The organism is Roseiconus lacunae (assembly GCF_008312935.1).
Taxonomy (GTDB): domain Bacteria; phylum Planctomycetota; class Planctomycetia; order Pirellulales; family Pirellulaceae; genus Stieleria; species Stieleria lacunae.
In genome coordinates this window covers 909,384-934,831 of the sequence record NZ_VSZO01000001.1, presented here as the reverse complement: position 1 = coordinate 934,831, position 25,448 = coordinate 909,384, and the positions used below count along the sequence as shown (strand labels likewise).

The 25,448-nt window shown below is 54.8% G+C and carries 23 protein-coding genes and 1 other RNA gene; 17 read left to right on the top strand and 7 right to left on the bottom strand.

Annotated features, from left to right (window positions below):
- Positions 1 to 480: 480 nt before the first annotated feature.
- From FYC48_RS03295 to ruvX, 7 genes are all read left to right on the top strand, one after another.
- Complete coding sequence (locus tag FYC48_RS03295; protein ID WP_235034047.1) at positions 481 to 1,782, top strand: sulfatase-like hydrolase/transferase; 1,302 nt, start codon at positions 481 to 483, stop codon at positions 1,780 to 1,782.
- Positions 1,779 to 2,090: a DUF971 domain-containing protein gene (locus FYC48_RS03290; RefSeq protein ID WP_149495232.1), complete on the top strand. Its 312-nt coding sequence runs from the start codon at positions 1,779 to 1,781 to the stop codon at positions 2,088 to 2,090. Before FYC48_RS03295 ends, FYC48_RS03290 begins: the two co-directional genes overlap by 4 nt.
- A gap of 545 nt (positions 2,091 to 2,635) precedes the next feature.
- Positions 2,636 to 3,415, top strand: a complete 780-nt coding sequence (locus FYC48_RS03285) for an NRDE family protein (protein ID WP_149495231.1) — start codon at positions 2,636 to 2,638, stop codon at positions 3,413 to 3,415.
- A 279-nt stretch (positions 3,416 to 3,694) separates the two neighbouring features.
- Positions 3,695 to 4,948 (top strand): hypothetical protein, encoded by a 1,254-nt coding sequence (locus FYC48_RS28275; protein ID WP_230779278.1) that lies wholly within the window; start codon positions 3,695 to 3,697, stop codon positions 4,946 to 4,948.
- Between the two features lie 84 nt (positions 4,949 to 5,032).
- Positions 5,033 to 5,131, top strand: a complete 99-nt coding sequence (locus FYC48_RS28760; RefSeq protein ID WP_390622102.1) for a 50S ribosomal protein bL37 — start codon at positions 5,033 to 5,035, stop codon at positions 5,129 to 5,131.
- A 44-nt stretch (positions 5,132 to 5,175) separates the two neighbouring features.
- Positions 5,176 to 5,712 (top strand): 3-hydroxyacyl-ACP dehydratase FabZ family protein, encoded by a 537-nt coding sequence (locus FYC48_RS03275; RefSeq protein WP_149495230.1) that lies wholly within the window; start codon positions 5,176 to 5,178, stop codon positions 5,710 to 5,712.
- Between the two features lie 260 nt (positions 5,713 to 5,972).
- Positions 5,973 to 6,506: a Holliday junction resolvase RuvX gene (gene ruvX / locus FYC48_RS03270; protein ID WP_149495229.1), complete on the top strand. Its 534-nt coding sequence runs from the start codon at positions 5,973 to 5,975 to the stop codon at positions 6,504 to 6,506.
- Between the two features lie 177 nt (positions 6,507 to 6,683).
- Here the strand turns inward: ruvX and FYC48_RS03265 are convergent, their stop codons facing one another.
- Positions 6,684 to 6,902, bottom strand: a complete 219-nt coding sequence (locus tag FYC48_RS03265) for a hypothetical protein (RefSeq protein ID WP_149495228.1) — start codon at positions 6,900 to 6,902, stop codon at positions 6,684 to 6,686.
- A 262-nt stretch (positions 6,903 to 7,164) separates the two neighbouring features.
- Positions 7,165 to 7,596: a hypothetical protein gene (locus FYC48_RS03260; protein ID WP_149495227.1), complete on the bottom strand. Its 432-nt coding sequence runs from the start codon at positions 7,594 to 7,596 to the stop codon at positions 7,165 to 7,167.
- 334 nt (positions 7,597 to 7,930) lie between these two features.
- Here FYC48_RS03260 and FYC48_RS27575 point away from each other — a divergent pair, with 334 nt between their 5' ends.
- On the top strand, positions 7,931 to 8,410 hold the full coding sequence (locus tag FYC48_RS27575; RefSeq protein WP_160149298.1) for a hypothetical protein: 480 nt from the start codon (positions 7,931 to 7,933) through the stop codon (positions 8,408 to 8,410).
- 157 nt (positions 8,411 to 8,567) lie between these two features.
- Here FYC48_RS27575 and FYC48_RS03255 read toward each other — a convergent pair whose 3' ends face one another.
- Both FYC48_RS03255 and FYC48_RS03250 read right to left on the bottom strand, forming a co-directional pair.
- On the bottom strand, positions 8,568 to 9,377 hold the full coding sequence (locus tag FYC48_RS03255) for an SDR family oxidoreductase (protein WP_149495226.1): 810 nt from the start codon (positions 9,375 to 9,377) through the stop codon (positions 8,568 to 8,570).
- 166 nt (positions 9,378 to 9,543) lie between these two features.
- Positions 9,544 to 11,373, bottom strand: a complete 1,830-nt coding sequence (locus FYC48_RS03250) for a UbiD family decarboxylase (protein WP_149495225.1) — start codon at positions 11,371 to 11,373, stop codon at positions 9,544 to 9,546.
- 123 nt (positions 11,374 to 11,496) lie between these two features.
- Here FYC48_RS03250 and FYC48_RS03245 point away from each other — a divergent pair, with 123 nt between their 5' ends.
- The 3 genes from FYC48_RS03245 to FYC48_RS03235 all read left to right on the top strand — a co-directional run bounded on the left by FYC48_RS03245 (position 11,497) and on the right by FYC48_RS03235 (position 15,401).
- A complete protein-coding gene (locus FYC48_RS03245; protein WP_200836525.1) occupies positions 11,497 to 13,014 on the top strand; it encodes a leucyl aminopeptidase in 1,518 nt (505 codons plus the stop codon).
- Between the two features lie 79 nt (positions 13,015 to 13,093).
- Positions 13,094 to 14,317 (top strand): lipid-A-disaccharide synthase, encoded by a 1,224-nt coding sequence (lpxB, locus tag FYC48_RS03240; RefSeq protein WP_149495224.1) that lies wholly within the window; start codon positions 13,094 to 13,096, stop codon positions 14,315 to 14,317.
- A 304-nt stretch (positions 14,318 to 14,621) separates the two neighbouring features.
- Entirely contained in the window at positions 14,622 to 15,401 is a 780-nt protein-coding gene (locus FYC48_RS03235) for a hypothetical protein (RefSeq protein ID WP_149495223.1), read from the top strand.
- Between the two features lie 22 nt (positions 15,402 to 15,423).
- Here FYC48_RS03235 and FYC48_RS03230 read toward each other — a convergent pair whose 3' ends face one another.
- Positions 15,424 to 16,593 carry a hypothetical protein gene (locus FYC48_RS03230; RefSeq protein WP_149495222.1) on the bottom strand — a complete coding sequence of 390 codons (1,170 nt, stop codon included), beginning with the start codon at positions 16,591 to 16,593 and terminating at the stop codon, positions 15,424 to 15,426.
- Positions 16,594 to 16,864: 271 nt separating this feature from the next.
- Here FYC48_RS03230 and FYC48_RS03225 point away from each other — a divergent pair, with 271 nt between their 5' ends.
- From FYC48_RS03225 to FYC48_RS03215, 3 genes are all read left to right on the top strand, one after another.
- Complete coding sequence (locus FYC48_RS03225) at positions 16,865 to 18,220, top strand: putative sugar nucleotidyl transferase (RefSeq protein ID WP_149495221.1); 1,356 nt, start codon at positions 16,865 to 16,867, stop codon at positions 18,218 to 18,220.
- A gap of 257 nt (positions 18,221 to 18,477) precedes the next feature.
- Positions 18,478 to 19,080, top strand: a complete 603-nt coding sequence (locus tag FYC48_RS03220; RefSeq protein ID WP_200836524.1) for a class I SAM-dependent methyltransferase — start codon at positions 18,478 to 18,480, stop codon at positions 19,078 to 19,080.
- Between the two features lie 187 nt (positions 19,081 to 19,267).
- Positions 19,268 to 20,710 (top strand): SGNH/GDSL hydrolase family protein, encoded by a 1,443-nt coding sequence (locus FYC48_RS03215; RefSeq protein WP_160149297.1) that lies wholly within the window; start codon positions 19,268 to 19,270, stop codon positions 20,708 to 20,710.
- A 68-nt stretch (positions 20,711 to 20,778) separates the two neighbouring features.
- Here FYC48_RS03215 and folE2 read toward each other — a convergent pair whose 3' ends face one another.
- Both folE2 and FYC48_RS03205 read right to left on the bottom strand, forming a co-directional pair.
- On the bottom strand, positions 20,779 to 21,624 hold the full coding sequence (folE2, locus tag FYC48_RS03210; RefSeq protein WP_160149296.1) for a GTP cyclohydrolase FolE2: 846 nt from the start codon (positions 21,622 to 21,624) through the stop codon (positions 20,779 to 20,781).
- On the bottom strand, positions 21,617 to 22,336 hold the full coding sequence (locus FYC48_RS03205; protein ID WP_149495218.1) for a MerC domain-containing protein: 720 nt from the start codon (positions 22,334 to 22,336) through the stop codon (positions 21,617 to 21,619). The genes folE2 and FYC48_RS03205 overlap by 8 nt, the downstream gene beginning before the upstream one ends.
- 580 nt (positions 22,337 to 22,916) lie before the next feature.
- Here FYC48_RS03205 and ssrA point away from each other — a divergent pair.
- The 3 genes from ssrA to FYC48_RS03190 all read left to right on the top strand — a co-directional run bounded on the left by ssrA (position 22,917) and on the right by FYC48_RS03190 (position 25,331).
- Positions 22,917 to 23,288: a transfer-messenger RNA gene (gene ssrA / locus FYC48_RS03200) on the top strand.
- 424 nt (positions 23,289 to 23,712) lie between these two features.
- Positions 23,713 to 24,057, top strand: coding sequence for a YciI family protein (locus FYC48_RS03195; RefSeq protein WP_149495217.1), 345 nt, complete (start codon positions 23,713 to 23,715; stop codon positions 24,055 to 24,057).
- Complete coding sequence (locus FYC48_RS03190) at positions 24,054 to 25,331, top strand: RNA polymerase sigma factor (RefSeq protein WP_200836523.1); 1,278 nt, start codon at positions 24,054 to 24,056, stop codon at positions 25,329 to 25,331. The genes FYC48_RS03195 and FYC48_RS03190 overlap by 4 nt, the downstream gene beginning before the upstream one ends.
- Positions 25,332 to 25,448: the final 117 nt, after the last annotated feature.

Genomic DNA, 25,448 nt, shown 5'->3' with positions numbered 1-25,448 from the left:
GCACTTAGGGTAGCGGAACTCGCCGACGGCTTGTTGTTTTCATCAGCCGCAAACGCGATCGCGAGCGGTTCTTCCGCGCAAGCCTGGGCGAATGCCTGTCGGCTGATCTTTGAATCGCTCCATTCGACTAAATCAACAGGCCGTCGGCAGTTTCTGCCACGGCGGTTTCCGCTACGACGAATGCGGCATAGGCGTGGCGAATTTCATGTGGCCGATGCTGAACTCCAAACCGAAATCAGCATCCGCGGCTTCGACTCATTCAATTGGGGTCAGCCAATTGGCACTGCCGTGAATAGAATTCAGATAAATTGAACTGAGGCGTGTGCGATGCGGTGGCTCCTGATTGGTTTTCTGGTGATTGAATTCGGTGCCGCACTGTCAGCCCAACGAATTGTCAGATCATCAGAAGAGAAATCGCCGCGACTACCCAATGTTGTACTAATCATCTCGGATGATCAGGCCTTCGGGGATTTCGGGTTCATGGGCAATCCCGTAGTCCAGACACCGAATCTAGATGCACTCGCCCAGCGTGGCACCGTGTTTACACATGGCTATGTGCCTGCGAGTGTTTGTCGGCCCTCTTTGGTCACGTTGCTGACCGGGCTTTATCCGCATCAACATGGTGTTTTCTTCAATCATCCACCTCCGGGGTTTTCCAAGCTGACGCGGACGATGGATCGGCAGCAATATGAAACCGCGCGGGCGACGACCGATCACTTGATTGAAGACCAAGCGACATTGCCCCGTATGCTTACCAAGGCCGGGTATCGATGTTTGCAAACCGGTAAGTATTGGGAAGGGCATTGGTCAAACGCCGGATTCACCGAAGGCATGACAACGGGCCGGTACCAGCCCAACGCTAAGTACGGCAACAAGCAACTTTCAAACGGTGATTGGGTCGCCCACGGCAACGGTGACGCCGGACTTGCGATCGGACGACAAACCATGCGACCGATCGAAACCTTCTTGCGAGAGACACAAGCGAACGACGAACCGGCATTCGTCTGGTACGCGCCATTTTTGCCACACTTGCCACACGATAGCCCGAAAACGTTTTTCGATCGCTATGACAAGTCGGTACCAACTCACTTGAGGGCCTACTATGCCGCGTGCAGCCAATTCGATGCCAGCGTTGGAGAGTTGATCGAATTAACACGGCGGTATCAAACTCGGCCGACGCTGTTTGTACTGGTGGTCGACAATGGTTTTCGACCCGACGCCACCAAACCAATGCGCGATGGGCATGGTTTCAACTACACCCATCGGAGTAAACGGTCGCCTTTCGAAAACGGGTTGCGGACACCGGTCGTCATCTATCAACAAGGCGTCACACGACCGCAACAACAAAGTTGCTTGGTGAGCAGTGTGGATATCGTTCCGACGATCCTTGAAGCAACCGCACAAATTGAATCAATCGAAGTGGCGAAATACCCCGGCCAAAGCCTTTGGCCGATCGCAACAGGGCAGCAAACAACAGCGACTGAGTTCGATGCACGTGCAGTCTTCGGCGCGGTCTATCCGGGGGATGCCAGTCGACTCGGCCGCCCCGACTTGAATGTTGCCTATCGATGGGTTCGCCAAGGACGATTCAAACTGATCGTACCTCATTCCCAACAAGGGAAGATTTGGGGAGACTATGTCGATCAGGTTCAGTTATTTGATCTGGACGATGATCCAGACGAACAGGTCAACTTGGCGATCCAGACTGAGTATCGATCACGTGTCGAGCAACTGCGCAGGCAGCTCGACCGCTGGTGGTCACCGCAAACGAAGAGCGAATGAACGTTACCCCCGAGTCCATTACACGCGACGGAGAGACCGCCATAGTCATTCAATGGTCTGACGGGAAGGTCACGCGGTGGACCGTTGCTAAATTGCGAGCATCTTGCCCGTGTGCGACGTGTCGAGAAAAAAAACGCGGTGAAGTGAAATCGCGTCCGGTATTGCCGGTGCTAACCGCCGCCGAGGCACAACCGCTAAAGATCGTCTCGATGCGACCGGTAGGAACTTACGCTTACAACATTGAATTTAGCGACGGGCACTCCTCGGGACTGTTCCAATTCTCAATGCTCTATGGCGAGGACGATTAGCTTTAGCTCCAGTGCATTTAGAACTAGCCGAATGGCGTTGGCGACGGTTTCCGAATAATCACCCGGTCTCATGCTCGTCAGCCGACGGACGTTAGCTCCGGTTTTTGCACCGCAACCGCGGCTAATCCGAATTCTTAAAAGGTTAACGGAGCACCAAGGGGGAGGCGTCGACCAACTTTCTATAGCGAGTGCTATAAGTACCGGCCAAGATTCGAGCTCAAGCAAAACTCACACGAGAACGAAACCCGCATCGCGAATATCGAGAACGTGCCGGTTGGAAATAGGTTATTTGGGATGTTTGAGTACCCTAGAATGGGTGGTGTTTTGGACACTGTTTGTCCGAAAAGCTTGCCCAGTGGTGAGCGTGGACATCCTTGGAGCCGAATTTAGGTCGGTTTTTCCTATCGAACCCCCTGTCAGGGGGTGCAGGTTGTAGCGTGACGCAGATAGATTGGCGTGCGTCGTGAACGACTTTGAGCGGCAAAACGCCGACGAAGTGTTCGCGGTTTCATTGCAACCAACTGATCTTTGAAAAGAAGTTCCCGATGTGCTTATTGGCCGTTCAGTATCAATTGGTCCCCGAAAGTCCGATTCTTGTTGCCGCCAATCGAGAGGAATATTTTGACAGACCAAGTCTGACGCCTTCGATCCAATCTGGAAAGCCCCGAGTCCTGTGTGGGATCGATCAAAAAGCTGGCGGTACGTGGCTTGGTGTGAATCAGAATGGCTTATTTGTCGGGGTTTGCAACCGGGCGACGGCGATGCCGTTGTTCGGTCAACGCTCACGCGGCTCGCTTGCGATGGATTTGTTGCGGTGCACGACAGCATCGCGTGCACTCGAAAAGGCTCTCGGTGAACTTGCCGAAACCCAGTACGAGGGCTGCAATCTCGTGATCGCCGACGCCAAATCAGGTTATGCGATCTACTCGGATCAGCGTCAAGAAGTAGTCGACCTTCAGCCTGGGCTGAACATCATCGGCAACCATAACTTGAACGATCCCGATGACGAGCGGGTCTGTATGGCACGTCGACTTCTGACGCTTCAGACGCTCGATTCGCCGGTTAAATTCCTTGCCGTGGCGAGTCGTGTTTTTGCTCGAGCGCCGGTCGGCCCTGGTCGGCCGAGCATGGTCGTTCGCAACAAAGACTACGGGACGGTCAGCAGTTCGTTGATCGCCTTGGGCGTCAAACCCCGCGACGCGATTTATCAGTACAGCAACGGCGCACCCGATCAAACGAAGTACGAAGATTGCTCGCCAATGCTACGTGATATCCTCAGCCGAGGCCTTCGAGAAGCTCGGACGAAAGCCAAAATGGGTGCCTAAGTTTGAATGTCAGAATCGGCCAAACCCCCGTGCATCGCGGGGATAGGCGGTCGACTCTGCTGGTTCATCGCTTGAAGTCACTTGCAGGACAGAGGACGGACGGTTCGCTCGCAACCGCTCGTCATTCAGCACGGTTGGTCTTGAGCCAATTCCTGAAAAACTTCTCTTTCTGTCACTCGGCCTGATCCCTAGACTCCCAAAACGTCGCTCGCAGACGCCGCAACGGATGTGGCTTTGCTTGCATGACGTTGCCAGAACACAAACCGGGAGTCCTCCGGCATGGATGCCACTGTAGGTCGAGCAGTTGCCGATTGCGCAACGAACAGTCTTGCCGCCGCACGTCGTCGCGTCATCGGTTCGGTCTTTCACCGAAGTTTCGTCTGGCTCGTCTTTGCTTGTATTGTGACAGGTGTCACAACAAGTGACGCGGCGTCGAAACGCAGCCAGAATTTCTATGTCGAAGCGGACACTCAAGCGTTGGCGGATGCCGTCGCGACACATGCCGAGCGGTACCGTCGCGAGCTTGCCGAATACTGGCTTGGTAAAGAACTGCCGCCCTGGCCCCAACCGTGCCCGATCAAAGTGATCAGCGGACCTCGATTGGCCGCCCAGGGTGCCACAACGTACAACCCTCGTCCGGTCAGCAACTTTCGGATGGAAGTGATCGGAACGACCGAGCGAATTCTTGACAGCGTTTTACCCCACGAAGTCACGCATACGGTGATGGCAACCCACTTTGGGCGACCGCTGCCACGCTGGGCCGACGAAGGTATTTGTACGACGGTGGAGCACGCCGCCGAACGCAACAAACACGAACGAAAACTGCGAGAGTTTCTGCGCACCGATCGCGGGATCGCGATGAACCGATTGTTCCTGTTGACCGAGTATCCCCAGGACATGTTGCCGATGTACGCCCAAGGCTATTCGGTGTGCCGGTTCTTGGTTGAACAACAAGGGCCGCGGCGATTTATTGAGTTTCTCGAAGACTGGATGCAATCTCGGTCATGGACCGGCAACGTGCAAAAGCACTATGGATATGAGTCGTTGTCAGACCTTCAGGAAAACTGGCTCAACTGGGTTTCTGATGGCAGCGGATCAGTCGAAGGCTATGTCGCGTCGAATCGTCGTGGCTCGGTAACGCTTGCCTCGGCGGAATCAACGAACACCGGCAAGGCACAAATCCGGCAAGCGAGTCTGATTGGTCCGGGATCTTCGATCGACCAGCGGGCAGCCAGCCTATCAGGGCCACTGTCGAGGCAAAATGCCCAAGCAGCGGCGGGGGGGATGACGCTTTCTGCCCCAGCTTCGAATTCCAATCGCTCGATGGCAATTCACTCCCTCGGCTCCGGGGCTTCGAGTGAAAGTTGGTACAAACGAAAACGCGATGAAACGGCACGGGGAAAGATTGCCACTACAGAGGAAATCGAATCCCCCCGAAGTCAGACGGGTTTCGATTCTCCGGCACCAACCGGTCGTTCTGACTACAGTGTCTCGCAGCCGCAGCCCGAATTAAGATACGGACAACTTCGCTAGCGGTAAGCCTACCGCGAAGTGGCCAATTCTGGTATTTTCTGCGGTCTTCGAACACATTTCCACACTCTGACACACGATTGATTGATGGCTAAGCCACACCACAAAGTGAAGAAAGCAAATCACGGACGCCGTCCGGCGAACGCCAAGGCGCGCAAAGCAAAACGCAAAAAGATCAAAACTTGAGCCTTCCACCGCTTTGATTGACCCTCTCTGCCGAAGCGATTGCCGTGGCCAAAAACGACTTTATTGTTGACCTTTCGCTGCTCGATCACGACCAACCGGTTGCTGATTTGGAAGCCGTTCGCGCGTTGAATCCGCAGCGTCACGAAATGGAACACCTGACCGGCATCCTGTACGAGGATGTCGAGACGCTGCGTTGTGCAGGCTATAAAGACGTCACCCATGATGAGTTTTGGGTGCGAGGTCATATGCCCGGTATGCCGGTCATGCCCGGCGTCATTCAGTTGGAAGCCGTCGCACAACTGTCGAGTTTCTTCGCCCAGAAACATGACTTGCTGGGTGCCGAAATGGTCGGTTTCGGCGGCGTCGATGGCGCAAGGTTTCGGGATGTCGTTGTTCCCGGCGATCGCCTAATTCTTATGATCCGCTTGACCAAGGCTCGACGCAATCGAATGATCGTTGCCGAGTTCCAAGGTGTCGTAGGGAATAAACTTGTTGTCGATGGGACAATTCGTGGGATCCCACTGCCGGTTGATGCCGTAAAAGCATATCTGGCCAATCGGGCCGCCCAAAACGCGGTGTGAACAGAAATCGCTGCAGGCGACCAGATCTTGAGTTCAGCCATGGAGAGCAATTGCGGCTCTCTGGCGTAAGTTAGCTCTTTCAAAGCGACAGGCTAGTTCCTCGTTCCGGTTGAACTTTCGGCGGCATGTTTTTAGCCGACTGGCATCGGCCCGGTTACCACGCGGGGTCCGTGGCTAGTGCCGTCTAAAGTAGCACGCAACAAAGCACTCGTCTCTCAAGCGATTCAAACCCAACACCCAGCCAACTGGGTTGATCAGTGATGAACGAAGCTCAGGATTCAGCATCTGGCGAATCTTCTTCTGAATTTCCGTCGACTGGGCGGCTTGCGGCGATTGACTATGGGACGGTTCGGATCGGAGTTGCCGTTTGCGACCCTGGGCGTTCACTCGCGAGCCCGATCGAGGTTTACAACGTACGTTCGCCAAAATTGGATGCGAAGTACTTTCGGGAACTCGTCAAGCAAGAACGTTTGGTCGGCCTAGTCGTCGGCCTGCCGATTCACTGTGATGGCAAAGAGAGCCAGAAAAGTCAGGAGAGCCGGACTTTTGCGCGTTGGTTGCACGAGGAAACAGGACTTCCGGTCCGTCTATTCGACGAACGTTTTAGCACCGCCGCAGCAAAAGAGAGACTGCGGACCGGATCGATGACGCGAAAAAAGAATAAGAAGCGACTCGACGCTGTAGCCGCCCTGGTGCTATTGGAGTCATTTCTTGAGGCGTGCCGATACCACGGAAACCTTGTCGGCCAGTCGATCGATGAGACTGGCGATGGGGCTGACGCAATCGAAGACTAGAACGAAAGCACAGTGATACCAAATACACGATGAGATTCGCCGGGTGAGACGGGGAGGATCAGGACATCTCTCCCCATCTCAGATTTTTAGTGACAGCTGTTTTGCCTGCAATGGAGCCAGCAGGAACCCAGCCGTGATCAACCAGCGGGATTGACCGTCGCCACCATGGCGGGCCACCTAGGCGGCTTCCGCGAATAGGGTGTCAACAAGGTTTTGGAAACGACGGTCGGCTTCTTCACGACGAGCTTTACGCTCGGAGAGTGACCAATTGGAGCGGATGTCGCGGACGCGTCGCATGATCTCGGCATCAGAAAGCTGTGGTTTCTCACAGGTGTTCTCATTTTGAGAAGCGATTCGCGATTCCAAAACTTCGGTGTTGCAGACAGCGTTCATCATTTTCAATCCCTCGTAAGAAAAGGGCCGACCGTGAAGGGCGGTTTGTGGGGTTTCCAAGGTTGGGCAATCGACCCAGTTGATTGCCTTATTTCAATTTTGCCAGTTCGTTTTGATCTGACGAATAGAAGTAGTTGCAACCAATGTGCCAATCAATGACCTAGAACCCAAAATCGCGATCATTGTTCGCGGAAAAATCGCTTAGGTCCATAAAAAGCGAGGAAGCGTCGTTGATGGAGGGCGAAATCTGCAATTGCGAGCAAAATCAGCTTGCATTCTCGTCGAGCATTCTTTCAAAGCTTTGAAAATTCTTCCACTGCCGGTTCGGCAGGACCATGATCGAAAATCGATCAACGTTCTCTGTCCCCGCGATTGCCTGCAAAAGCAGTCTCCAGTATTTGCTTTGGCCGTGCCCTCTTAGTTCGACGTACTGAATTTGATCGGCCGCATCGTAGATGATGCCAACAATTTGGTGCTCTGTCCCCGCCCAGGCGATCGATCCATCGGGTTCGGTGAGGACCGAGGGCGTCAAATCTTGCAATCGCGCCATCGCGTTCTCGAATGTCGTCGCAATGGTGCTCTGCTGTCCCTGCTCGGTGCTCTGTCCCCGGTTTTTGACAGCATCGGCGGGGACAGACCCCAAGTCGGTGAGTCTCGGAGGGCCATAGATGTGAACGTGATAAGCTGGCTGCTGCATCGTTAGTGGCTGATTTCATTGGCTGGGAGAAAAGGGCGAAGGCAAGTTGACCAACCGCAGGGTGAGAAACCTTCGCGACTGAACTGGTTTGCCGATTCGGTTCAGCCCGCAGGACTATCCAGGTCACAGGCAAGCCGAATGAGCGGTCGATCCAAAGGTCGAATCACACGGCAAGCTCGCCTGTTGATTGCAAAACCTTTGCAGATCGCTTAACGGTCGGGAATGTTTCGGCACTGCTTTACCCTCGATCACAGAGTTCGCACCCTGAGTTCGAATACAGGGCTCGATTACAGAGTTCGATCACAAAGCTCAAACACCAAGGGAGTCAGTGTCCATGAACCGAGTTCGTCCCATTGTTGCTGTGCTGGCATTGTTTGCTATCACAGCAACCACCCACGCGGCTCCGGCGGATCAAGATTTATCGGCTTTGATTCGGTCGAACGGTCAGGATGCCCATCACCGCATCGCCAAAGCCCCCACCGGCGGCGACCGACTTGCCAACTTCCCGGTCGCCAACAATCGGGGCGTCACGAAACGACTGCCAAACAGTCGAATCGCAATGGCGCCAAAAATCCACCAGTCGTTTGTGCCGACGCCGATCCCGGCGCCGGTCCTTGATGTGTCCTCCTCGTCGCAATCCTCTTCTTCTTCTCACGCGACACCGGCCCATCGACAAGCACAAGGTGACCAAAAGCGACAATCCGCACATGCAAACCGCTCAAGCCAGAAAACGAAGCCTTCGATCACCGATCGGATTCGTGATTTGGATCGACGGAGCAATGCTTGGTTGAAGCGTACATTTCTGGGCGGATAAGGGTCCCGCCTCGACATGTCATCAGCCAGTCGCGAATGATTCTCCGCAAGGCGAAGTGGCTCTACACCGCTTAGCCTTTACCGTACTTGTCTTGCCAGAGATGCGCCCGACCGAACCCACCTTCGGCGGGCGTTTTTTTTTGCGATCGCATCACCGATCAGCCAGTATTTTCACCGACCTGCAAGCCGTCGGGGGCAAAGATCGTCCGGCCGCCATCGACCGGTAGGCAGACACCGTTGACGAAGGTGTTTTCGCAGACGAAACGCACGGCATGTGCGACGTGTTCGGCGGTGCCAATCTTTCCACCAAGTGTGCTCGCACAAAGCTTACGACGTTGTTCGTCGGGGACTTCGTCAGCCAGTAAGACCGGACCGGGTTTGATGCAGTTGACTCGGATCGCGGGGTTTTTTTGTGAAAGCTCGATGGCCAGCGACCGGGTCATTACGTCGATTGCGCCTTTGCTAGGAAAGTAAGCCGCGTGATCGAGATATGGTCGTTCGGTTGCCCAGTCGCCGAGGTTGACGATACTGCCACCGGTTATTTGGCTAGCCATGACGTTTGCCGCCGCACGTGCGCACAAAAATGTCCCGATCGTATTCACGTCGAAATACCGCCGCATTTCATCGGCGGTGACGTCATCGATCTTCGTTGGTTGCCAGATCGCCGCGCTGTTGACCAGGACATCCAGTCTTCCAAATCGCTGATGAGCTTGATCGACTATGGTTTTCGGCACTTCCGGGTCATCGAGCGCACCGATCACGACTGCCGTTTCGACTTCAAAGCGTTGCCGCAATAGATCGGCCGTTCGCTGGGCTTCTTCGACACTCGTATTAGCATGGATCACGAGATTACAGCCGGACCTGGCGAGTTCACTGGCGATCGCGCGTCCGACTCGTGGGGCACCGCTCCCGGTAATCAACGCGACCGGGGCGTCACAATCAAAGACGCTTTGGAGAAGGTTGGTCATGACCGTTACTGTCGTTCTTTATTATTCAGAAGATGGCGGCTACTAGTTCTTCAACATCTCAAACGGGGATTAGCCGATTGGCGTTCGCCACGTTTTCGGTGCAATAACCGGGACTCACGCCCGTCGGCTGATAATCCAAACCCAAATGTTTCGTCTCGGCGGAGCACTAAAGGTACTTTGCCAAAGCCCCACCACGGGCGGCGCGGGCGTCGACTTTTTTGATCGTTTCGGTGTCTTCGATCAGTCCCGGCGCTTGCCAGGGTTTAAAACGAGCGTCGATCACCACGCTTCCCCGACAGCCCCAATGCTTAGCAATTGTGTCGCTCTCGATTCCACTGATGTCCGTGGCTGGATTGCTTCTTGTGAATGTATTCCAAAGCCAATTGGAAAGGTTCCGCGATGCGAAATCGCTATCATCGACGATCGTAATCAAGGGAAACTTCGCGATCGAATCGGCCGCAGAGAATGCTTCGCAAAACCGTCCAAGGTCAGACCGACCGTCGTCATGTCGATAGGCGTTGGCTTCGACGGCCAAGACCCCTGGCATGACTACGCGCGGCGATTTGAAGCCTTCTGGTAACTCCAATTCGCCGGGCAATTCAGTGGGCAACTCACGGCGGACGGGGCCTGCCGCGGCGATCACAACCTTGGAGCCTCGGTTGAACCCTTCACCGCTGTAATCGAGTGTATCGATGGTAGTTTGTGTCTGGAAATGTAAGTCGCGCGACGGATCGAAGCGTGACAAAACGTAACACAGGAATTCCTCGATGTTGTGAAGGTCTAATCGGTCGTCGGGATCGTCGGCGATCATCAAATACTTTGCCAGCGAAAGCTGACCATTGCCCAGAATCGCGTTTGCTTGGGTGAGCAGTTCCTGGGGCGTCTTTTCTTCGAGGTAGGGCATGTATCGTTCACTGCCGATCGCCAATAGCAATGGGTGGACGCCCGCGGCATCGACCGCATGAACCGCTTTGACACCGTGGATCACGGTCGGAATGATCGGGTCGGTCAGTTCATGGATCAGTTGTCCGAACGTCGTGTCTTCTTGAGGCGGGCGGCCGACGACGGTGAAGGGCCAAATGGCGTCCTTGCGATGCCAGACGTGACGAACTTTAAGCACCGGGAACGGATGTCGCAGGCTGTAATAGCCGAGGTGATCGCCGAAAGGGCCTTCCGGTTTGGTGACGTTCGGATCGACCGAGCCGACGATGGCAAAGTCGGCATCGCCATAAACCGGTGCATGGTCCCCACGCACCATCCCAATGCGTCGACCGGCGAGCGCCCCGGCAAACGTTAACTCGGTCAAACCCTCCGGCAGCGGCATCACGGCGGCAAGGGTCATAGCCGGGGAACCACCGACGGTGATCGTGACGTCTAGCGGTTGCGATCGCGCCAATGCTCGTTTGTGATGAACGCCGATTCCGCGATGGATTTGATAGTGCAAACCCGTTTCGTCGCTGGCGTATTCGTTGCCTGAAAGCTGAACACGGTACATTCCCAGGTTCACTTTCATCAAGTTTTGCGGATCGTCGGGGTCACTGCTAAGCACTTGAGGCAACGTGACAAACGCCCCGCCGTCATCTGGCCAGGACGTCAACATTGGAAGGTCAGTCACTTGGCAGCGGCCCCCGCACACCGCACCACGGCGGGTGAACTTCGGCAACATCCGCAGGGCGGTTAGCGGCACGCCGGCGTAACGTAGCGGCCGCTTAGGTACCGCCGAGGGGTCAAGCTTAACCTCGATCAGGCGACGAACTGATTCGAGGGTCTCACGAAACAAATAACGCGCTTGTTCGATCGACCCAAACAGATTGGAAACCATCGGAAACGAAGTACCGATGGGGTTGGTAAACAACACCGCCGGACCACCGCCGGCATACACGCGGCGTTGGATCTCGGCCATTTCCAAATGGGGGTCGACAGGATCAGAAACTTCGATCAGATAACCGCCGTCGCGAAGATCGTGTACCGTGTCTCGGGTGCTGCGGTGCTTCATAGCGGCCGGTAAACTTAAAGAACTTAAAATCCAGGTTGGTTGCGTAACCGAAGGTGGACATGGCCACCGTCAGCAATCTCAGGTGTAGTAACCTACCGAAACAATTCACTGCTGAATCATCTTATGTCGGAAAGTTCGTCACAGTCTCAACGGAAATCGTTCTTGGGGCAATTGCCCCTCCCCTCTCTCCGAACGGCAAACCCAGGCGTCGATGAACCCAGCGACGTTGCGATCGTCGGGGTCAGCGAAGGAGCGTCGCTCAGCCCAACCGCGGCGCTCATTGATCAACAAATCGGCGGCGCGATCGCTCGTTTACTTAAAGCCGGCAAGCTTTCCGCCGACGAAGGCGAAACGATGTTGCTGGCCGGACCCGCCGAAGGCGGACCCAAACTGGTTCTGGTGATTGGCCTCGGTCAACTTATCAGTGACAGTCAAGCGAACCGCGAACTAGCGTTCCGGTTAACCAGTCAAGCGATCCGTGGTCTCGTCGGAAAGTCTCACGAAACCTTCTTCGTGGCCCTCGCCGAATCCTTTGACGCGTCTACCCATGACATGGTCGTCGCCGGCGCGTTGTATGCTTTGGAAGGTCAATCGATCTATCGGACCAAGGCGGTCATCAATGTTCCCCAAACGATCGTTTTCAGTGCCGTCGACCAAGATGCCGTCAAACGCGGTGAAACGCTCGGCCAATCCGTCAACCTCGCCCGCCGACTAATCAACGAACCAGCTTCGGCGATCTACCCCGAGTCGTTCGCCGACATCATTAGCGAGTTATCTGTCGAGAATGGCATCGATTGTCAGGTCTGGGACGAAACCAAATTGGCCGAGGAAAACTGCCGTTCGATTTTGGCCGTCGGCGGCGGCAGTGAACGCCCGCCTCGGTTGGTCATCATGCGATACAACGGTGGTAAACAAGGCGACGCCCCGATCGCCTTGGTCGGCAAAGGCGTGACCTTTGACAGCGGAGGACTGTCACTGAAGCCGAGCGACGGAATGGTCGATATGAAATGCGATATGGGTGGCGCCGCGACGGTGGTGGCGACGATGAACGCGATCGCAAAGTTGGGCGTCAAACGCAACGTCGTTGCCGTTTGCGGTCTGGCCGAAAATATGGTCAGTGGATCGAGTTACAAACTTGGCGATGTGATCAAAACACGCAGCGGTAAGACGATTGAGATTCTCAATACCGACGCCGAAGGACGCGTCGTCTTGGCCGACGCCCTGAACGTAGCGATCTCGTTTGAGCCTTCCGCGATGGTTGACTTGGCAACCTTGACCGGCGCCTGCATGGTCGCCCTGGGGAACGAGGTCGCCGGGCTGATGGCCAACGACCAAACGGTCGCCGATCAAATCACTGCCGCGGCAGAGGCCGAGGGCGAGTTGGTTTGGCCGCTGCCGATGCACTCGCTGTACGACGAAAAAGTAAAAAGCAAAGTCGCCGACATCAAAAACGTCGGCGAAGGCCGCTGGGGAGGCGCGATCACGGCCGCCAAATTCCTGGAAAACTTCGTCGAATCAACCCCGTGGGTTCACCTCGATATTGCCGGTCCGGCGTTTTCGGATAGCCCCAAACCCCATCGAGACGCGGGCGCAACGGGCGTGTACGTGAAAACGTTGGTGCGGTGGATCGAATCGCTGTAAGCCTTCGCAGCTATCCCCGATGGCGTCAAACGCCCAGTTTATCTTGACGCCATCGGCTGCTTGGCCTACCAAAGCCAGCATGAGCAAAACGATATTCTTTTCGGTCGGCGAACCCAGCGGTGACGAACACGCGGCGCACTTGATCGAGGCCTTGCGGCGCGAGGTTCCCGGCGTGCAGGCCCGCGGATTCGGCGGCCGTGAAATGAAGCGAGCCGGCTGCGCGATCGACCTTGATCTCACCGAACATGCCGTCGTCGGTATCCTGGAAGTGCTCCCCAAGTTGCGGCAATTCTTTCGTTTCGTCGACCAAGCCGAAGCGATTTTTGCCGCCGGGAAAGTCGACGCGGTCGTGCTGGTCGACTTTCCCGGATTCAATTGGCACATCGCCAAGCGAGCTAAGAAATACGGCATCCCAGTTTACTATTACTGTCCGCCGCAATTGTGGGCTTGGGCGTCGTGGCGGATTCGCAAGATGAAAGCGACCGTTGATCACGTGTTAGCCGTCTTGCCGATCGAGCAATCGTTTTTCTCTGCGCATCAGATCCCAACGACGTTCGTGGGGCACCCATTCTTCGATGCGGTCGACCAAACGGCATTGAATCAAACCAACGTCGATTCCATTCGGCGAGTATCGGGTGAGCATCAGACGACGGTCGCGGTGCTACCGGGATCGAGGACTTCCGAGGTGACCAAGAACTGGCCCGTGATGCTCGAAGCGATCGCAATCCTCAGCCGTCAACATCCCGGTACCCGGTTTGCCGTCGCCGCGTATCGTGACAAGCACTTAGCATTCTGCCAGTCGACCTATCAACAATATGTCGATCGCGAAGGCAACGATCTGCCCCTCGATTTCTATCAGGGTGCGACCAGCGAAATTGTCGATCAATCACGGTGTGCGATGATGGTCAGCGGTTCGGTCAGTTTGGAATTGATGGCCCGATGTAAGCCAGCAGTGGTACTCTACCGGGTGGGTCGGTTTTTGTACGCATTTGGAAAGTGCGTCGTGAAAGTTGACAGCGTCACACTCCCGAATCTGATGCCCGATCCGGAGAGCAATCAGCGGCCGTTTCCCGAGAAGATCAGTGTCGGCAATCCAATCCCCGCACGCGATTTCTTGGTCGATCAAATCGGCGCGTTACTCTCAGACGATGCGTTGCTGAATCAACGTCGGCAGCAACTCGCTCGGCTGAATCGTTTGTACGCCCAAACGGGGGCAAGCGAGCGGGCGGCGAAAAAAATCGCGGAGCTACTTTCTGGCGTATCGAAAATCGGCCATCTTCCCGATCGCGAAAAGGCCGCTTGAGCGGCCGGCGCGAAGGCAATGACGACCAAAACTTCGCATTTGGGATCGATTTGGTTAAATTTCTACTGCCACCGGCAAACCAATCGCCTCTCGGCTGCGTAGCTTTCTGATCCGGAACGGCGTTATCTCCGTTTCGGACCGAACCGCTTGTTGATTTTAGATTGTCACTTTCATTTCTTCAGCCACGATCCTTCGGTCAGGCAGAAGCAGCAGTGCAGCTGACTTTGAAACGAAGTTAGACTTGGAAATCAACCGGCTGCTAGTTCCTCGAAGATTCTCTCGCCCCCTTCCGAACCACTTTCTGATGACGACCGAATCGACCTCCCCGCGGACGCTCGGCGCGGTAATGAGCAGCGAAGCCGGGTTTGAATCCCAAGACACGCCGCTTCGAATTTCCGGCTTTATCGCATTGATCTTGGCCCTTGTCAGCGGATTCGCCACCGTCGCCCTGCCAATGCTCGCGGTTGGTGTACTCGCGATTTTGTTCGCGATGTTTGCCCTTCGCAAGACACGCCCTGAACTCGGAGATGTCACTCCGGTCGGAACCGGGGTCGCTCGGCTGGCCATCATTCTGGCCTGTTTCTTCGGTGCCTGCAGCATCGCGAGGTATGGATCAAAACACCAGACACTTGGGGCGCAAGCGGAGTACTTTGCACGTCAGTTCGTGCGAGTCGCCAGCAGTGGAAATCAGATTTATGCCAACGAGCTTCAGAAGAGCTACGTCAATCGTTACCTCAAAACGATGCCGTTGGAACTGCATTACCGAAACGAAAAGCTGAAGCAAAAACAAGAAAGCGAAAGCATGGGCATGGGGTCGATGCCGGAGGAAGAGGATACGACGGTCGCCGATTTGGCCAAGTATCCCGTCGATCATGACTGGGTTTTATGGCGTCCCGTGCGGATCTATAACCATTACGGACGCCAAAAGGCCGAAGTGATTCTTGCCGCCGATGAATCAGAGAATCCCTATCGGTTGCGAATCGAATTGGAATACCTCGTCCACAAGGATCGTGGGACAAGCGAATGGTATGTTGAGGTGGCCACACCGTACCATGAACGTCTGGTCGCCGAGTCGGTTCTCTAAGACTGATTTTTCGGAAGGGACGTTAGTCGATCGAACCGACGCTTTGACGTCCTAACAGAAAAGCCTGATGTGCGGCGTCACGCTGCTCGGATGACTCGAACCCAAGACTGTAGGGTTGATAGCCCAGTCTCGGATGAGCTCGTAAGGAAGCAAATCCGAAGTCGCGAGGATCAGAATGTTGCCGAGCGAGTCGGATTGCTAAAACGACGTCGCGAAGTTCTGAGCGTACGATTCGTTTAGCCGGCGTTGCGGTTCGCCAAACCGTCGCGATTCGTCGATCATCTTGGAAGTCATCAAGCCAATGAGATAGCTCATCGTTGGACGTGAGCTGCGCTGACATTGCCAACAACGCCACCGAAACATTCGCCGGTGATTGCGATCGGTCACTCAAAACGTTTCGGCAGTCGATGTCAACCAATCGCTCGCATCCATAACGCATCCCGATGCAAACGCGATCTTGAAAATCGACGAATACTGTGTCCAAGTATTTCCCGATAAGTCGAGCAAAAACACGACGTGGGACGTCAGGATTTAAATTGTCTGACAAGGAACTCATGCCTTCCAAGTCGGGTCCCAAACCCTCGCGGCTGAGTACGCTGACGATCGCCAGACTGCGGCGGTCTGAAACCGAAGGGCGATGGCAGCATTCCATCGTCAACAGCGCGATCCAGTCCAAACTGTCGAGACGGTGTAAGCGATTCGGTACGGCGTCCTGATCGTCACGGCCGGCATCAACGTTGGGTAACTGAAGTCGGTCTCCGAACGAAGGATGACGATTCACGATCGATACAAACACTTGTCGTGCATCGAAGTCATCACCGGCGAAGCGGCAAAACGTTGTCCATCCGCTGGGAGTGGGGCTATCGGAGTTCGGTTCATCAAGAAACGACTGGTGCAATCGTTGCACTCGGCGATGTGCGATTCGTTGCCGTAACTCGGATCGGGCGAGGTCGTATTCAAGTTCTCCGCGAAGCGGCACCGGCTTTCGCAGCGCTCGATCGACTTCATCAGCCGCCGCGCTTCCAGATTCGGCAAGCTTCAGGAGTTTTCGTCGAGCATTCAAACGTGTTGCGTAAGAGTCGTCGGCCAATTGCCCGACAAGTGCGTCGATCGTCGTTTCGCCGGCTTGCACTCTCAGACCCGTCGTCCAAACCAACATCGATAGCGTCAAGCAGCCACAAGCGATCAGCACTGCTAGCCATCGATGGCACCGTACGAACGGCAATCGTGTCAATGACGCAGCAACAAAAAGCTTTCCGGCAGTACGCAGGTGCAACACGATCGTTACAAGTCAACGGGTTGTGGAAACGAGCGGCAAAGTCATATTCAGAAGGTAGATTCCTCCAGTTCGACGCTCGGTTTCAGCCGTCATGACAACAACAAATCGGCTGCGGAATCGCCATTGACCTTCGTCACATTCGTTCAATCGTTACAACCCGCACTCGCGCGAAGCGACCTTCACGATGAAATTGATCTGCTTTGAGGACCAAATTGTTAGTCAATTGCAGCCGATCACGTACGCTCGTCCGGCTTACGCGATCACTTGTGCGAGTTATCAATTGCTCGATTGGCTCCGCCTACTACCGGGTGATTTGTCTGTCGCCGTACGAAATTATCTGGCGACGCTCGAGTCGCTTGACGCTGGACTGGCTTCGCCATCGGACGCGGCGGTGGAAGGCCAAGACGTCTTGCTAGTCAATGCCCGATTGGTTCCCCGCGTCGAAACGCTGCGTCATCTGAAAACGATCGCAACTTCGGAAGCCAGCGGAGTGATTCGCTGTGCTTCGACGGGAGCAATTTTAGTTGCCCGTTTGGGTAAGTCCGAAACGACTGACTTGAACAGCAATCAAACCGAAGTCTCCGGTGCGGCTAAGCCCGAAGTTGCTTCGCCATTTAAAAAGTCAGTCGGCCAATCGACCGATGAGCTGCAAAAGTTAAGTGGCGGCGAGACGGTTAAGAAACTGATCGCCAAAGCTGATCAGATCGATCACGCTCCATGGCAAATCGATGCTGATGATTTACCCGCGTTTCAGTGGCCTCACGAAGTCGTCGCTTGGCATATGAAAGAAATGCCCGATGCGATGACGTATCGATTGGAACACGGCAACTACACCGAAACCAAAGAAGGTGTCTTTGTCGCCGAAGGTGTTTCGATTGGTGACTACGCGGTGATCAATACCGATGACGGGCCGATCTTATTTGACGAGGGCGTCAGCGTCGGACCGTTTTGCTTTCTCGCCGGACCCGTCTATGCGGGAAAGAAAACACGTGTGATTGAACATGCGGCACTTAAGGACGGCGTGGCTTTGGGGCACACCGTCAAGATCGGTGGCGAGGTCGAAGCGTCGGTGATCGAGCCTTACACCAACAAACAGCATCACGGATTCCTTGGTCATAGCTACTTGGGAAGCTGGATCAACCTCGGCGCCGGAACATGTAACAGCGACTTGAAAAACACCTATGGAAAGATCAACATCGAGTACGGCGGCGAGAAGGTCGCCACGGGAATGCAGTTTCTCGGATGCATCATGGGTGACTACAGCAAGACGGCAATCAATACCAGTATCTTCACCGGCAAAGTGATCGGTGTCTGTAGCATGTTGTACGGCTTTGCGACATCAAATGTCCCCAGCTTTGTCAACTACGCCCGCCTGTTTGGACAACAATCGTTATTGCCGGCCGAAGTGATGATCAATACCCAGCAACGCATGTTCGCACGTCGTAAAGTCGAACAACGCGAGTGTGACATCCAATTGATTCAGGACATGTACCGACTCTCGGCGGCCGAACGTGATGGCGGTGACCCTTACAGTTTCTAAGCAGTTAAACACGAGTCTTTGGGGTTAAGCATCCGGATAATACTTCCCACTTGCGGGAAGGTCGGATGAGCAAACGCCCGGGGAGGTTGCCCTCTCTGGGCCGGAGGTCCGATTTTTCCTGTAGGGATAGTCTAATTGTATTCGTGCAGAAGCGAGGGCCGAATGCGCTAGCGTCGGGCCTGTGTTACGACGTCGTCGGCCTTTTGAAGAGAATACGAAACTCACAGGTCGCGATTGAAACCACCAGGAGAGATTCGATGGCACCCGATTGGAACGAGCGATTTTCAGATAGCGAGTACGCGTATGGAACCGAGGCGAATACGTTTCTGGCAGACAACGTGACGATGCTTGTCGATCCTGTCCTTTCAATCGCCGAAGGCGAAGGACGCAACGCTGTTTATCTTGCCACACAGGGATTCCGAGTGCATGCGGTTGATGGTTCCGAGGTTGGACTTGAGAAAGCTGCCCGGCTTGCCGCCGACCAAAACGTCACCATTACGAGCGAAGTTGTGGACTTGAATGACTATCAAACTCGCCCCGACAGTTGGGGAAGCATCGTATCGATCTATGCTCATTTACCTCGCCCTCTCCGCATCAAGCTGTATCCGATGTTAGTCCAGGCGTTGAAGCCGGGCGGCATATTAATCTTTGAGGCATACTCAGAAAGTCAACGTGGCCGAGGCACCGGTGGTCCGAACGACTTAGAACTCTTGATGACGTGCCGAAAGATCGAGGAAGAATGGAAAGGGCTGGAGACGATCCTGTTACACGAAATTGAACGCGAGGTCCATGAAGGGAAATTTCACACCGGGATGGCATCGGTGGTTCAGTACATCGCGAGAAAACCGGAGCAGAATTAAGACGTGTTGATCGGTTTTGTTTTGATTAACTCATTGGCCCCACCACGTGACGGAAGATCGTTACCATAACACGGCCTATTTCTTCCCGACGGCAGGCCTCGAAGTTCCGTTTAGGATCCTCTCCGACAACGATTACACATTCGCTTCGAGTGATGTCATAGAAAATACCCTTTGAGTGTATCCAAAGATGAACCTGATGAAACTCGCTTTCAGCTTCGCATTGATCGCCAGCGGAATTCTTGGCTGCACCGCTCAAAAGGCGATGGCTGAAGAGTTCCCCGCGGTGGCTGACTTTGGTGATCCTGCTCGATTGGGACAAGGTGTTCAGCGCACGATGACTTTATTGCAGTCGAGCAACCCAACGGAACGCCATACAGTTCGAATACTGTTGTACGGTCAATCGATCACTGCGGGTCAATGGGGTGTGAGGCTTGAGAAACATCTGCGTGAAACCTACCCTCACGCTAATTTAATTTATGACCGCAAGCCACTGTCCGGCTACTCGACGGAACGGTTGGTCAAAACCGCCGAAGCAGACTTGTACCCGGCATACGCGGATCTGGTGATCTTCCATGATTATGGTAACGACGAAGATTACGAAACAATGATTCGTACGTTGCGGGAACAAACGACGTCCGAAATCTTGATCCAAGGCGATCACTTTCGTCGGTCGGAACAGGTGATCGATGAAACAGATCAGTCTGTAATCGAAACACAACGTCAACGTTGGGCGGCTCGACGCAATTTGGAATTCCTGCCCGCGATGGCGAGGAAGTACGGCGGCGGCTTTGATGACCGACGAATCCCTTGGCGGTCGTACTTAAAGGAGCATCAACTCGACTCCGGTGACTTAGTCAAAGACGATGTGCACCCGAACGAACACGGTACCTACCTGATGACCGAGCTGGTCAAGGCGTATCTAGTTCCACGGTCTGATACAAAGGTCGATCCGATGAACTGTGGCTTCGTCACCACCATCCCAATCGAAGCGATCGAGTCGACTACGAATGAAACGCTGGAGTTCGAATTTGACGGAAACCGGATTGATGCCGTCTTTGATCAGAATGCCAAAGGGCGGTGTGAAGTGTGGATCGATGGACATCGACCACTGGAGGATCCGAACATGTATCTCCATGGCCGGAATCGTGTGAAGTGGCGCGGCACGCCGATTCCACCCGGTCCTTGGCCGCCGGCGTTGAAAGTCGGCTTCGAACAGCCGCTTGTCGAAGAATCATGGAAGTTAATCGCCAAGCAAGATCCCGAAAAACCGTCGTCTTACACGTTCGAGGTCATCGGATCGGTGACCGGAGCGGACGGACGCGGCCGAACCGATCAGCGGTTTGTCTCCGATTCAGGTCGTGTGGTGATCGAAGCCGATGATTGGGACGTCGAGTTTGCAATCGTTGCCTTGCGACGGCTCGAAACATTGCCAAGTGAATTTCAACTCGATTGGACGGTGGTCACGCAAGCGACTAATACCGCCATCACGCCCGATTCTGAACCAGGGGTTGAGCCTGTGGTCACGTTCGCACAACGACTTGAAGACCGACCTCACACGCTGCGAATCAAAGGCGATGTCAGCACGATCCGAGCGCTCCGTGTTTACAAGCCATCGGCGTTCCCACGGTAGATCAAGCGTTAGATGTTGGGATCAAAGCCAACGACACATTTCTTACCAAATCGTCCAGAATCAGTGTCCTACGATCTGGGGTTTGAGACGCTGATGTGGTCATCGTTGTCCATCTCGATTCGCGCGAAGGCATTGTGCTGGTGAATCGATTCAAAGTTCTCGGTTGAACAGCAAAACCACGAGATTCGTCGTTCCGATCGAAAACGAAGTGCCAGATCGCGAACGGTATCTTCGACAAACTTCGGGTTCTCGTAGGCTCGTTCGGTGATGTATTTCTCGTCGATTCGCTTGACGGTCGGATAGACGCTTGCCGATGCCGCTTGCTCCATCGTTACAAAGAGTTCGTCGATCGATAAGCAATCCGATAGATCGCGAAATCGGACGCTCGCCGAGAGCTGGCAGCGTTGGTTGTGGGCGCCGTACGCTGCAATTTCCTTCGAGCACGGACACAGGCTGGTTGCCGGTCCGGCGACCCGGACGACGAGGTCTTCTTGGTCGTTGACTAGCACTGAGAGTTCGATATCGAGACGGAGAAGCCCAGGCTCACTGGTCACCGGCGCCGTACGCTTGACAAAAAACGGAAAGCGGACCGTGATCGATGCTTCCTCCGCTTTGAGCCGTTGACGGAGTTCGCCGCAAAGGTCGATCGTCCGGCGATAGTCCAGCGGTTGTCGAAAGTCACGAAGAAGTTGCACGAAGCGTGACATGTGCGTTCCCTTCACCGTCGACGGCAAGGAAACGAACATGTCGAACGTTCCCATCGTGCTCTGTGCGGGCTCTCCGGCCGTCCGGCAAGATGTGAATTGGATCGGGTATGGCACCTTCGAAATCCCAACCTGATTGATCGGGATTTGCCTGCCGTCGTCAAAGGATTGAACGTCCGGCAGAACGGTCGCGGTTTTCAACTCAGACACTTTCGGCTGGGGCACTTTCGGAAGGTGTTGGGCAACAACCGCACAGGCATCCGTAACGTCGATTCAAAAGGTGCGCCACGACCAGGATGATTCCGCCAAGCGGCGTCAGCCATGGGGCGATACGGCCGACCCAAGCTGAGTCAACCGGTAGGCCGATACCGCCAATCCCAGCATAGTCCGTTTTCGCGACGTCCGAGTTTACCGCCGAGTCCGAATCGGTCACCGCACCCTTGTCCGCGGCGCAGTGGGCACAGCAAGCTTCCGTGCAAGCCTCCGCCGCGGTATCGCCGGCAATTGCCCCGGAAGGCTCCGTCACGGCGGAGGTGGCACCGCTTTCACAGGCCGCGCAACAGTCACCGGCAAAACCGAATGCGGCGACTGAAATCATCACCAATCCGACGCTGCCGATCAGCACTGGCGTCAGTCGCCCGTGTTTCCGCAGTCCGGGAACAAAGGCGGTCAGAGCGATCGCAAAGCAGGCGACGGCCATCCACTGGTGAAACGCCTCGTCAGCCAAAAAACTAAGCCCCAAAGCGGGCAGGTACGCGATCACAAATGGCATGGCGGCACAATGGATGGCGCACCCGATCGATGCGACCATTCCGGCCCAATCGCCCCATGAAGCGAGCCCCGTCGAGGCCGATTCTCCCGCCAAGTTCTGTCCGCCGGACGTCTGCTCACCCGGGTTGATCACCAACAGCTCACCACTCATCACCACCTCTCTATCATTCAGCCGTCAAAGTTTCGCAGGTCAGGAAAGCTCGTGCGATCGCATCGAGGCGAAAAATCCTGATCCACAAACGGAGAAAGTATCTTATATGCAACTAATGTGCAACTGAGTATCGGTCTCGAATGAGAGGGAATTGAGCCGAGTTGAGAGCAATTCTTGAAGTGGAGGATCGAGACACCCAGACGGCTGATCCGGCGCAGCCAAACAGTGAGTCGGGACCAAGTAGGAGAGGTCATGTGGCCTCAGAACCCGCCGAGGGCTTGCCGATTTGGCGTTCGTCGCCATTCAACCGTGAACGCTGCGTACGCAATCGCCATTTTTGTGGAGCAGAAGGCGACTCTGTTCGCCCCGTCTTGGAATGAGCCAAGTCTCGGAATAAAGCGACAATCCGCCAGTGTTTCGACCGGAATAACGACTCCCCCAACCGCCATGCGACTTGCCTTTGGGGGGCTGGGTCGTAGAATAGCGTGGACGCAGGTTTGCCGATTGGAATCAGCGATGACTTTAATCGAGCGAACCTGTTGTTGAATTCAGGAGACTATTCCTGAGCACCGTTTCGATCGGGGGCGACTTGGATTCGACCGGATGATTGAAAGCGTGTGGTTGCGTGTCGTGGTTGATCAGTTGGCCACGTAAAAAGCTGATCACAACATAATTGCAGATGAAAATCTAGCACTGGCTGCCTAAGAACAGGTAGTCCTGACTGAGGGAGGCTGCCAGAGTCGCCCGACTGTCAGCTGTAATTCTGGCTCGCCCGCCGTCCTGCTCGAGACGCGGTGGGCTAAATTTTGATTCGAGCTAGCGAGCCGCGGAGCCTGTCGGGCAGCGCCGCAGTAAGCGAAACGGGTTTCGGCCCAAAATAGTTCGACTACACACGTAGACGCTGCCGTGGACGCATCGCGGGACGCGGGTTCAATTCCCGCCGCCTCCATCTTTCAAGCCGCTTGCTAAACCCATTTTAGCAAGCGGCTTTTTTTGTGTTTCCAGCGTAACGGTTGAGAAAAGGGGACGCGATCAATAGTGTTCGGCTCGGCGTTCGCCGAGATTTCCAGCGTGGTGCGTTTGGGTTTTTCTACAAGGCTTAGCCCGCTTCGCTTGCCAATCCTCGAAAGTCGTACGAAATCATTTCGAAAGTTCGCTTGTTCGGCTTCGAGCCGGTCCAACGGTTGGTCAACGAGCAAACGATCATCGAACAGTAGACCCAGATTTCAATCCCGTTTCTCTCGCAAACGGAGCCGGGGAGGCGTCGTAAAATCTTTCCTGCAAAAATTGTATTCCGAGTGTCCAAATTGTCATACGCCGCGCGTCATGGCTGAAATGGGAACTCTTTCCATGCATCCCTTACCATGAGGACACCGATGACCAAGAAACGTTTTCTGTGCATTCAACGAAGTGCCCCGACCGGCGAATCCCAGGCCAGCCCATCACCTTCTCAAATGGAGCAGATGTACGCAGCCTTCAACCAATGGAGAGAAAAGTTCGAAAAGAACATTGTCGACATGGGAGGCAAGCTCGGGACGGGAGCTGTCGTCACGGCGGAAGGCAAAACCGATGGCCCGTTCGTCGAAGTCAAAGAGATCGCGGGTGGCTTCATGATCGTTGAAGCTGACTCGCTCGCCGAAGCATTACAGGTTGCCCAGGAAAGTCCCGGAACCATGATGCCTGGTTCCAGCGTGGAGGTTCGAGAGATCCATCAAGGATGACAGCGACACCGCTCAGCGAAGATTCGTTTAGGCACGAACACGCAAGACTCGTCGCGATCCTCACTTGCGACCTTGGCATTCGGCATCTTGCCGATGTCGAGGACGCGGTTCAAGCTGCAATGCTATCAGCGGTGGAACGGTGGTCTCTGCGTGGAACTCCTGAGAACCCATCTGCCTGGCTTTATCGAGTCGCCCGGAATCACTTGCTTGGCAATTTACGGAAGACGAGTCGACGTCGACAAGTTCTGCAAAATGACTACGCGAAGACTATCGACAGCAATCGTTCCAATGGCAGCGCTGATGACGACGAACAAACCAGGTGTCTACTTCGCATGCTTTTCCTGTGTTGCGACGAGGTTGTGCCTGAGGAATCGCGTCTGGCTTTCACGCTCAAAACGCTCTGCGGATTCAGCGTGAAGGAGATCGCAGTCCGGTTATTTACCAATGACGAGAACATTTACAAACGGATCTCGCGAGCGAAAGCAAGTCTGAGTCAAACAAGGCTCGTCGACGCCGAATTGAGTACCGAAAACTTTATGAATCGAATGCCTTCGGTGCAGCGAGTTCTCTATTTGATGTTCACCGAAGGATACCTATCGATCGATGCTGAAAGTTCCATTCGGAGCGAGCTATGCAATGAGGCCATCCGACTCGCTTTGGTCCTTGCGAGTCACCGCGACGGCGAACACCCCGAGACGTCGGCTTTGATCGCTCTCATGCTGCTCAATACCGCTCGTCTGAATGGCCGTCAAGATCACGCGGGCGGACTACTGTTGCTAGAGGAACAGGACCGCACCAAGTGGGACCAAGAGTTGATTGCTCAGGGAATGCACTGGCTCAAAAAGTCATCCACCGGCGAACACTTCAGTCGATATCACTGCGAAGCCGGGATTGCAGCGGCCCACTGTTTATCTCCATCGTTCACGGAGACTCGATGGGATGATATCGTCAAGAACTACTCGGTACTGGCAAGCTTCGTTGACGTTCCAGTTCATCGTCTGAATCATGCCCTCGCGATTGCGGAGAATGACGGGCCTGCGGTGGGACTTGAGTTTTTGAAACTGTACCAGCCACCAAGTTGGCTAGCCGGATCGTACATGTGGTCGGCGGTATCCGCTGACTTGTATTTCAGATGCGGGCAGCAGCAGATGGCGATCGAGTTCTATGAAACCGCGATAGCAACCGCTCCGACGGCCGCAATTGGAAAGCTGATTCAGCGGAGGTTCGACTACACTTGTTTGCTCACGAGAGTTCGCACGCCGCCTTCTGACTGACATGAACGCGAGAAAAGCCTTTTCAGCTGCCAAGTGAAGATCGATATGGCCACACGTGAGGGGGCTGCGTCGCGAATTTACAATGCGACGCTGGGATTGAGGGTGTTGACCGGTGAC

What these genes read in the sequence shown, in the direction of transcription:
- FYC48_RS03295 (WP_235034047.1), top strand. Translation starts at nt 481, where the DNA reads ATGGGCAATCCCGTAGTCCAGACACCGAATCTAGATGCACTCGCCCAG.
- FYC48_RS03290 (WP_149495232.1), top strand. Translation starts at nt 1,779, where the DNA reads ATGAACGTTACCCCCGAGTCCATTACACGCGACGGAGAGACCGCCATA.
- FYC48_RS03285 (WP_149495231.1), top strand. Translation starts at nt 2,636, where the DNA reads ATGTGCTTATTGGCCGTTCAGTATCAATTGGTCCCCGAAAGTCCGATT.
- FYC48_RS28275 (WP_230779278.1), top strand. Translation starts at nt 3,695, where the DNA reads ATGGATGCCACTGTAGGTCGAGCAGTTGCCGATTGCGCAACGAACAGT.
- FYC48_RS28760 (WP_390622102.1), top strand. Translation starts at nt 5,033, where the DNA reads ATGGCTAAGCCACACCACAAAGTGAAGAAAGCAAATCACGGACGCCGT.
- ruvX (WP_149495229.1), top strand. Translation starts at nt 5,973, where the DNA reads ATGAACGAAGCTCAGGATTCAGCATCTGGCGAATCTTCTTCTGAATTT.
- FYC48_RS03265 (WP_149495228.1), bottom strand. Translation starts at nt 6,902, where the DNA reads ATGATGAACGCTGTCTGCAACACCGAAGTTTTGGAATCGCGAATCGCT.
- FYC48_RS03260 (WP_149495227.1), bottom strand. Translation starts at nt 7,596, where the DNA reads ATGCAGCAGCCAGCTTATCACGTTCACATCTATGGCCCTCCGAGACTC.
- FYC48_RS27575 (WP_160149298.1), top strand. Translation starts at nt 7,931, where the DNA reads ATGAACCGAGTTCGTCCCATTGTTGCTGTGCTGGCATTGTTTGCTATC.
- FYC48_RS03255 (WP_149495226.1), bottom strand. Translation starts at nt 9,377, where the DNA reads ATGACCAACCTTCTCCAAAGCGTCTTTGATTGTGACGCCCCGGTCGCG.
- FYC48_RS03250 (WP_149495225.1), bottom strand. Translation starts at nt 11,373, where the DNA reads ATGAAGCACCGCAGCACCCGAGACACGGTACACGATCTTCGCGACGGC.
- FYC48_RS03245 (WP_200836525.1), top strand. Translation starts at nt 11,497, where the DNA reads ATGTCGGAAAGTTCGTCACAGTCTCAACGGAAATCGTTCTTGGGGCAA.
- lpxB (WP_149495224.1), top strand. Translation starts at nt 13,094, where the DNA reads ATGAGCAAAACGATATTCTTTTCGGTCGGCGAACCCAGCGGTGACGAA.
- FYC48_RS03235 (WP_149495223.1), top strand. Translation starts at nt 14,622, where the DNA reads ATGACGACCGAATCGACCTCCCCGCGGACGCTCGGCGCGGTAATGAGC.
- FYC48_RS03225 (WP_149495221.1), top strand. Translation starts at nt 16,865, where the DNA reads ATGAAATTGATCTGCTTTGAGGACCAAATTGTTAGTCAATTGCAGCCG.
- FYC48_RS03220 (WP_200836524.1), top strand. Translation starts at nt 18,478, where the DNA reads ATGGCACCCGATTGGAACGAGCGATTTTCAGATAGCGAGTACGCGTAT.
- FYC48_RS03215 (WP_160149297.1), top strand. Translation starts at nt 19,268, where the DNA reads ATGAACCTGATGAAACTCGCTTTCAGCTTCGCATTGATCGCCAGCGGA.
- FYC48_RS03205 (WP_149495218.1), bottom strand. Translation starts at nt 22,336, where the DNA reads ATGAGTGGTGAGCTGTTGGTGATCAACCCGGGTGAGCAGACGTCCGGC.
- FYC48_RS03195 (WP_149495217.1), top strand. Translation starts at nt 23,713, where the DNA reads ATGACCAAGAAACGTTTTCTGTGCATTCAACGAAGTGCCCCGACCGGC.
- FYC48_RS03190 (WP_200836523.1), top strand. Translation starts at nt 24,054, where the DNA reads ATGACAGCGACACCGCTCAGCGAAGATTCGTTTAGGCACGAACACGCA.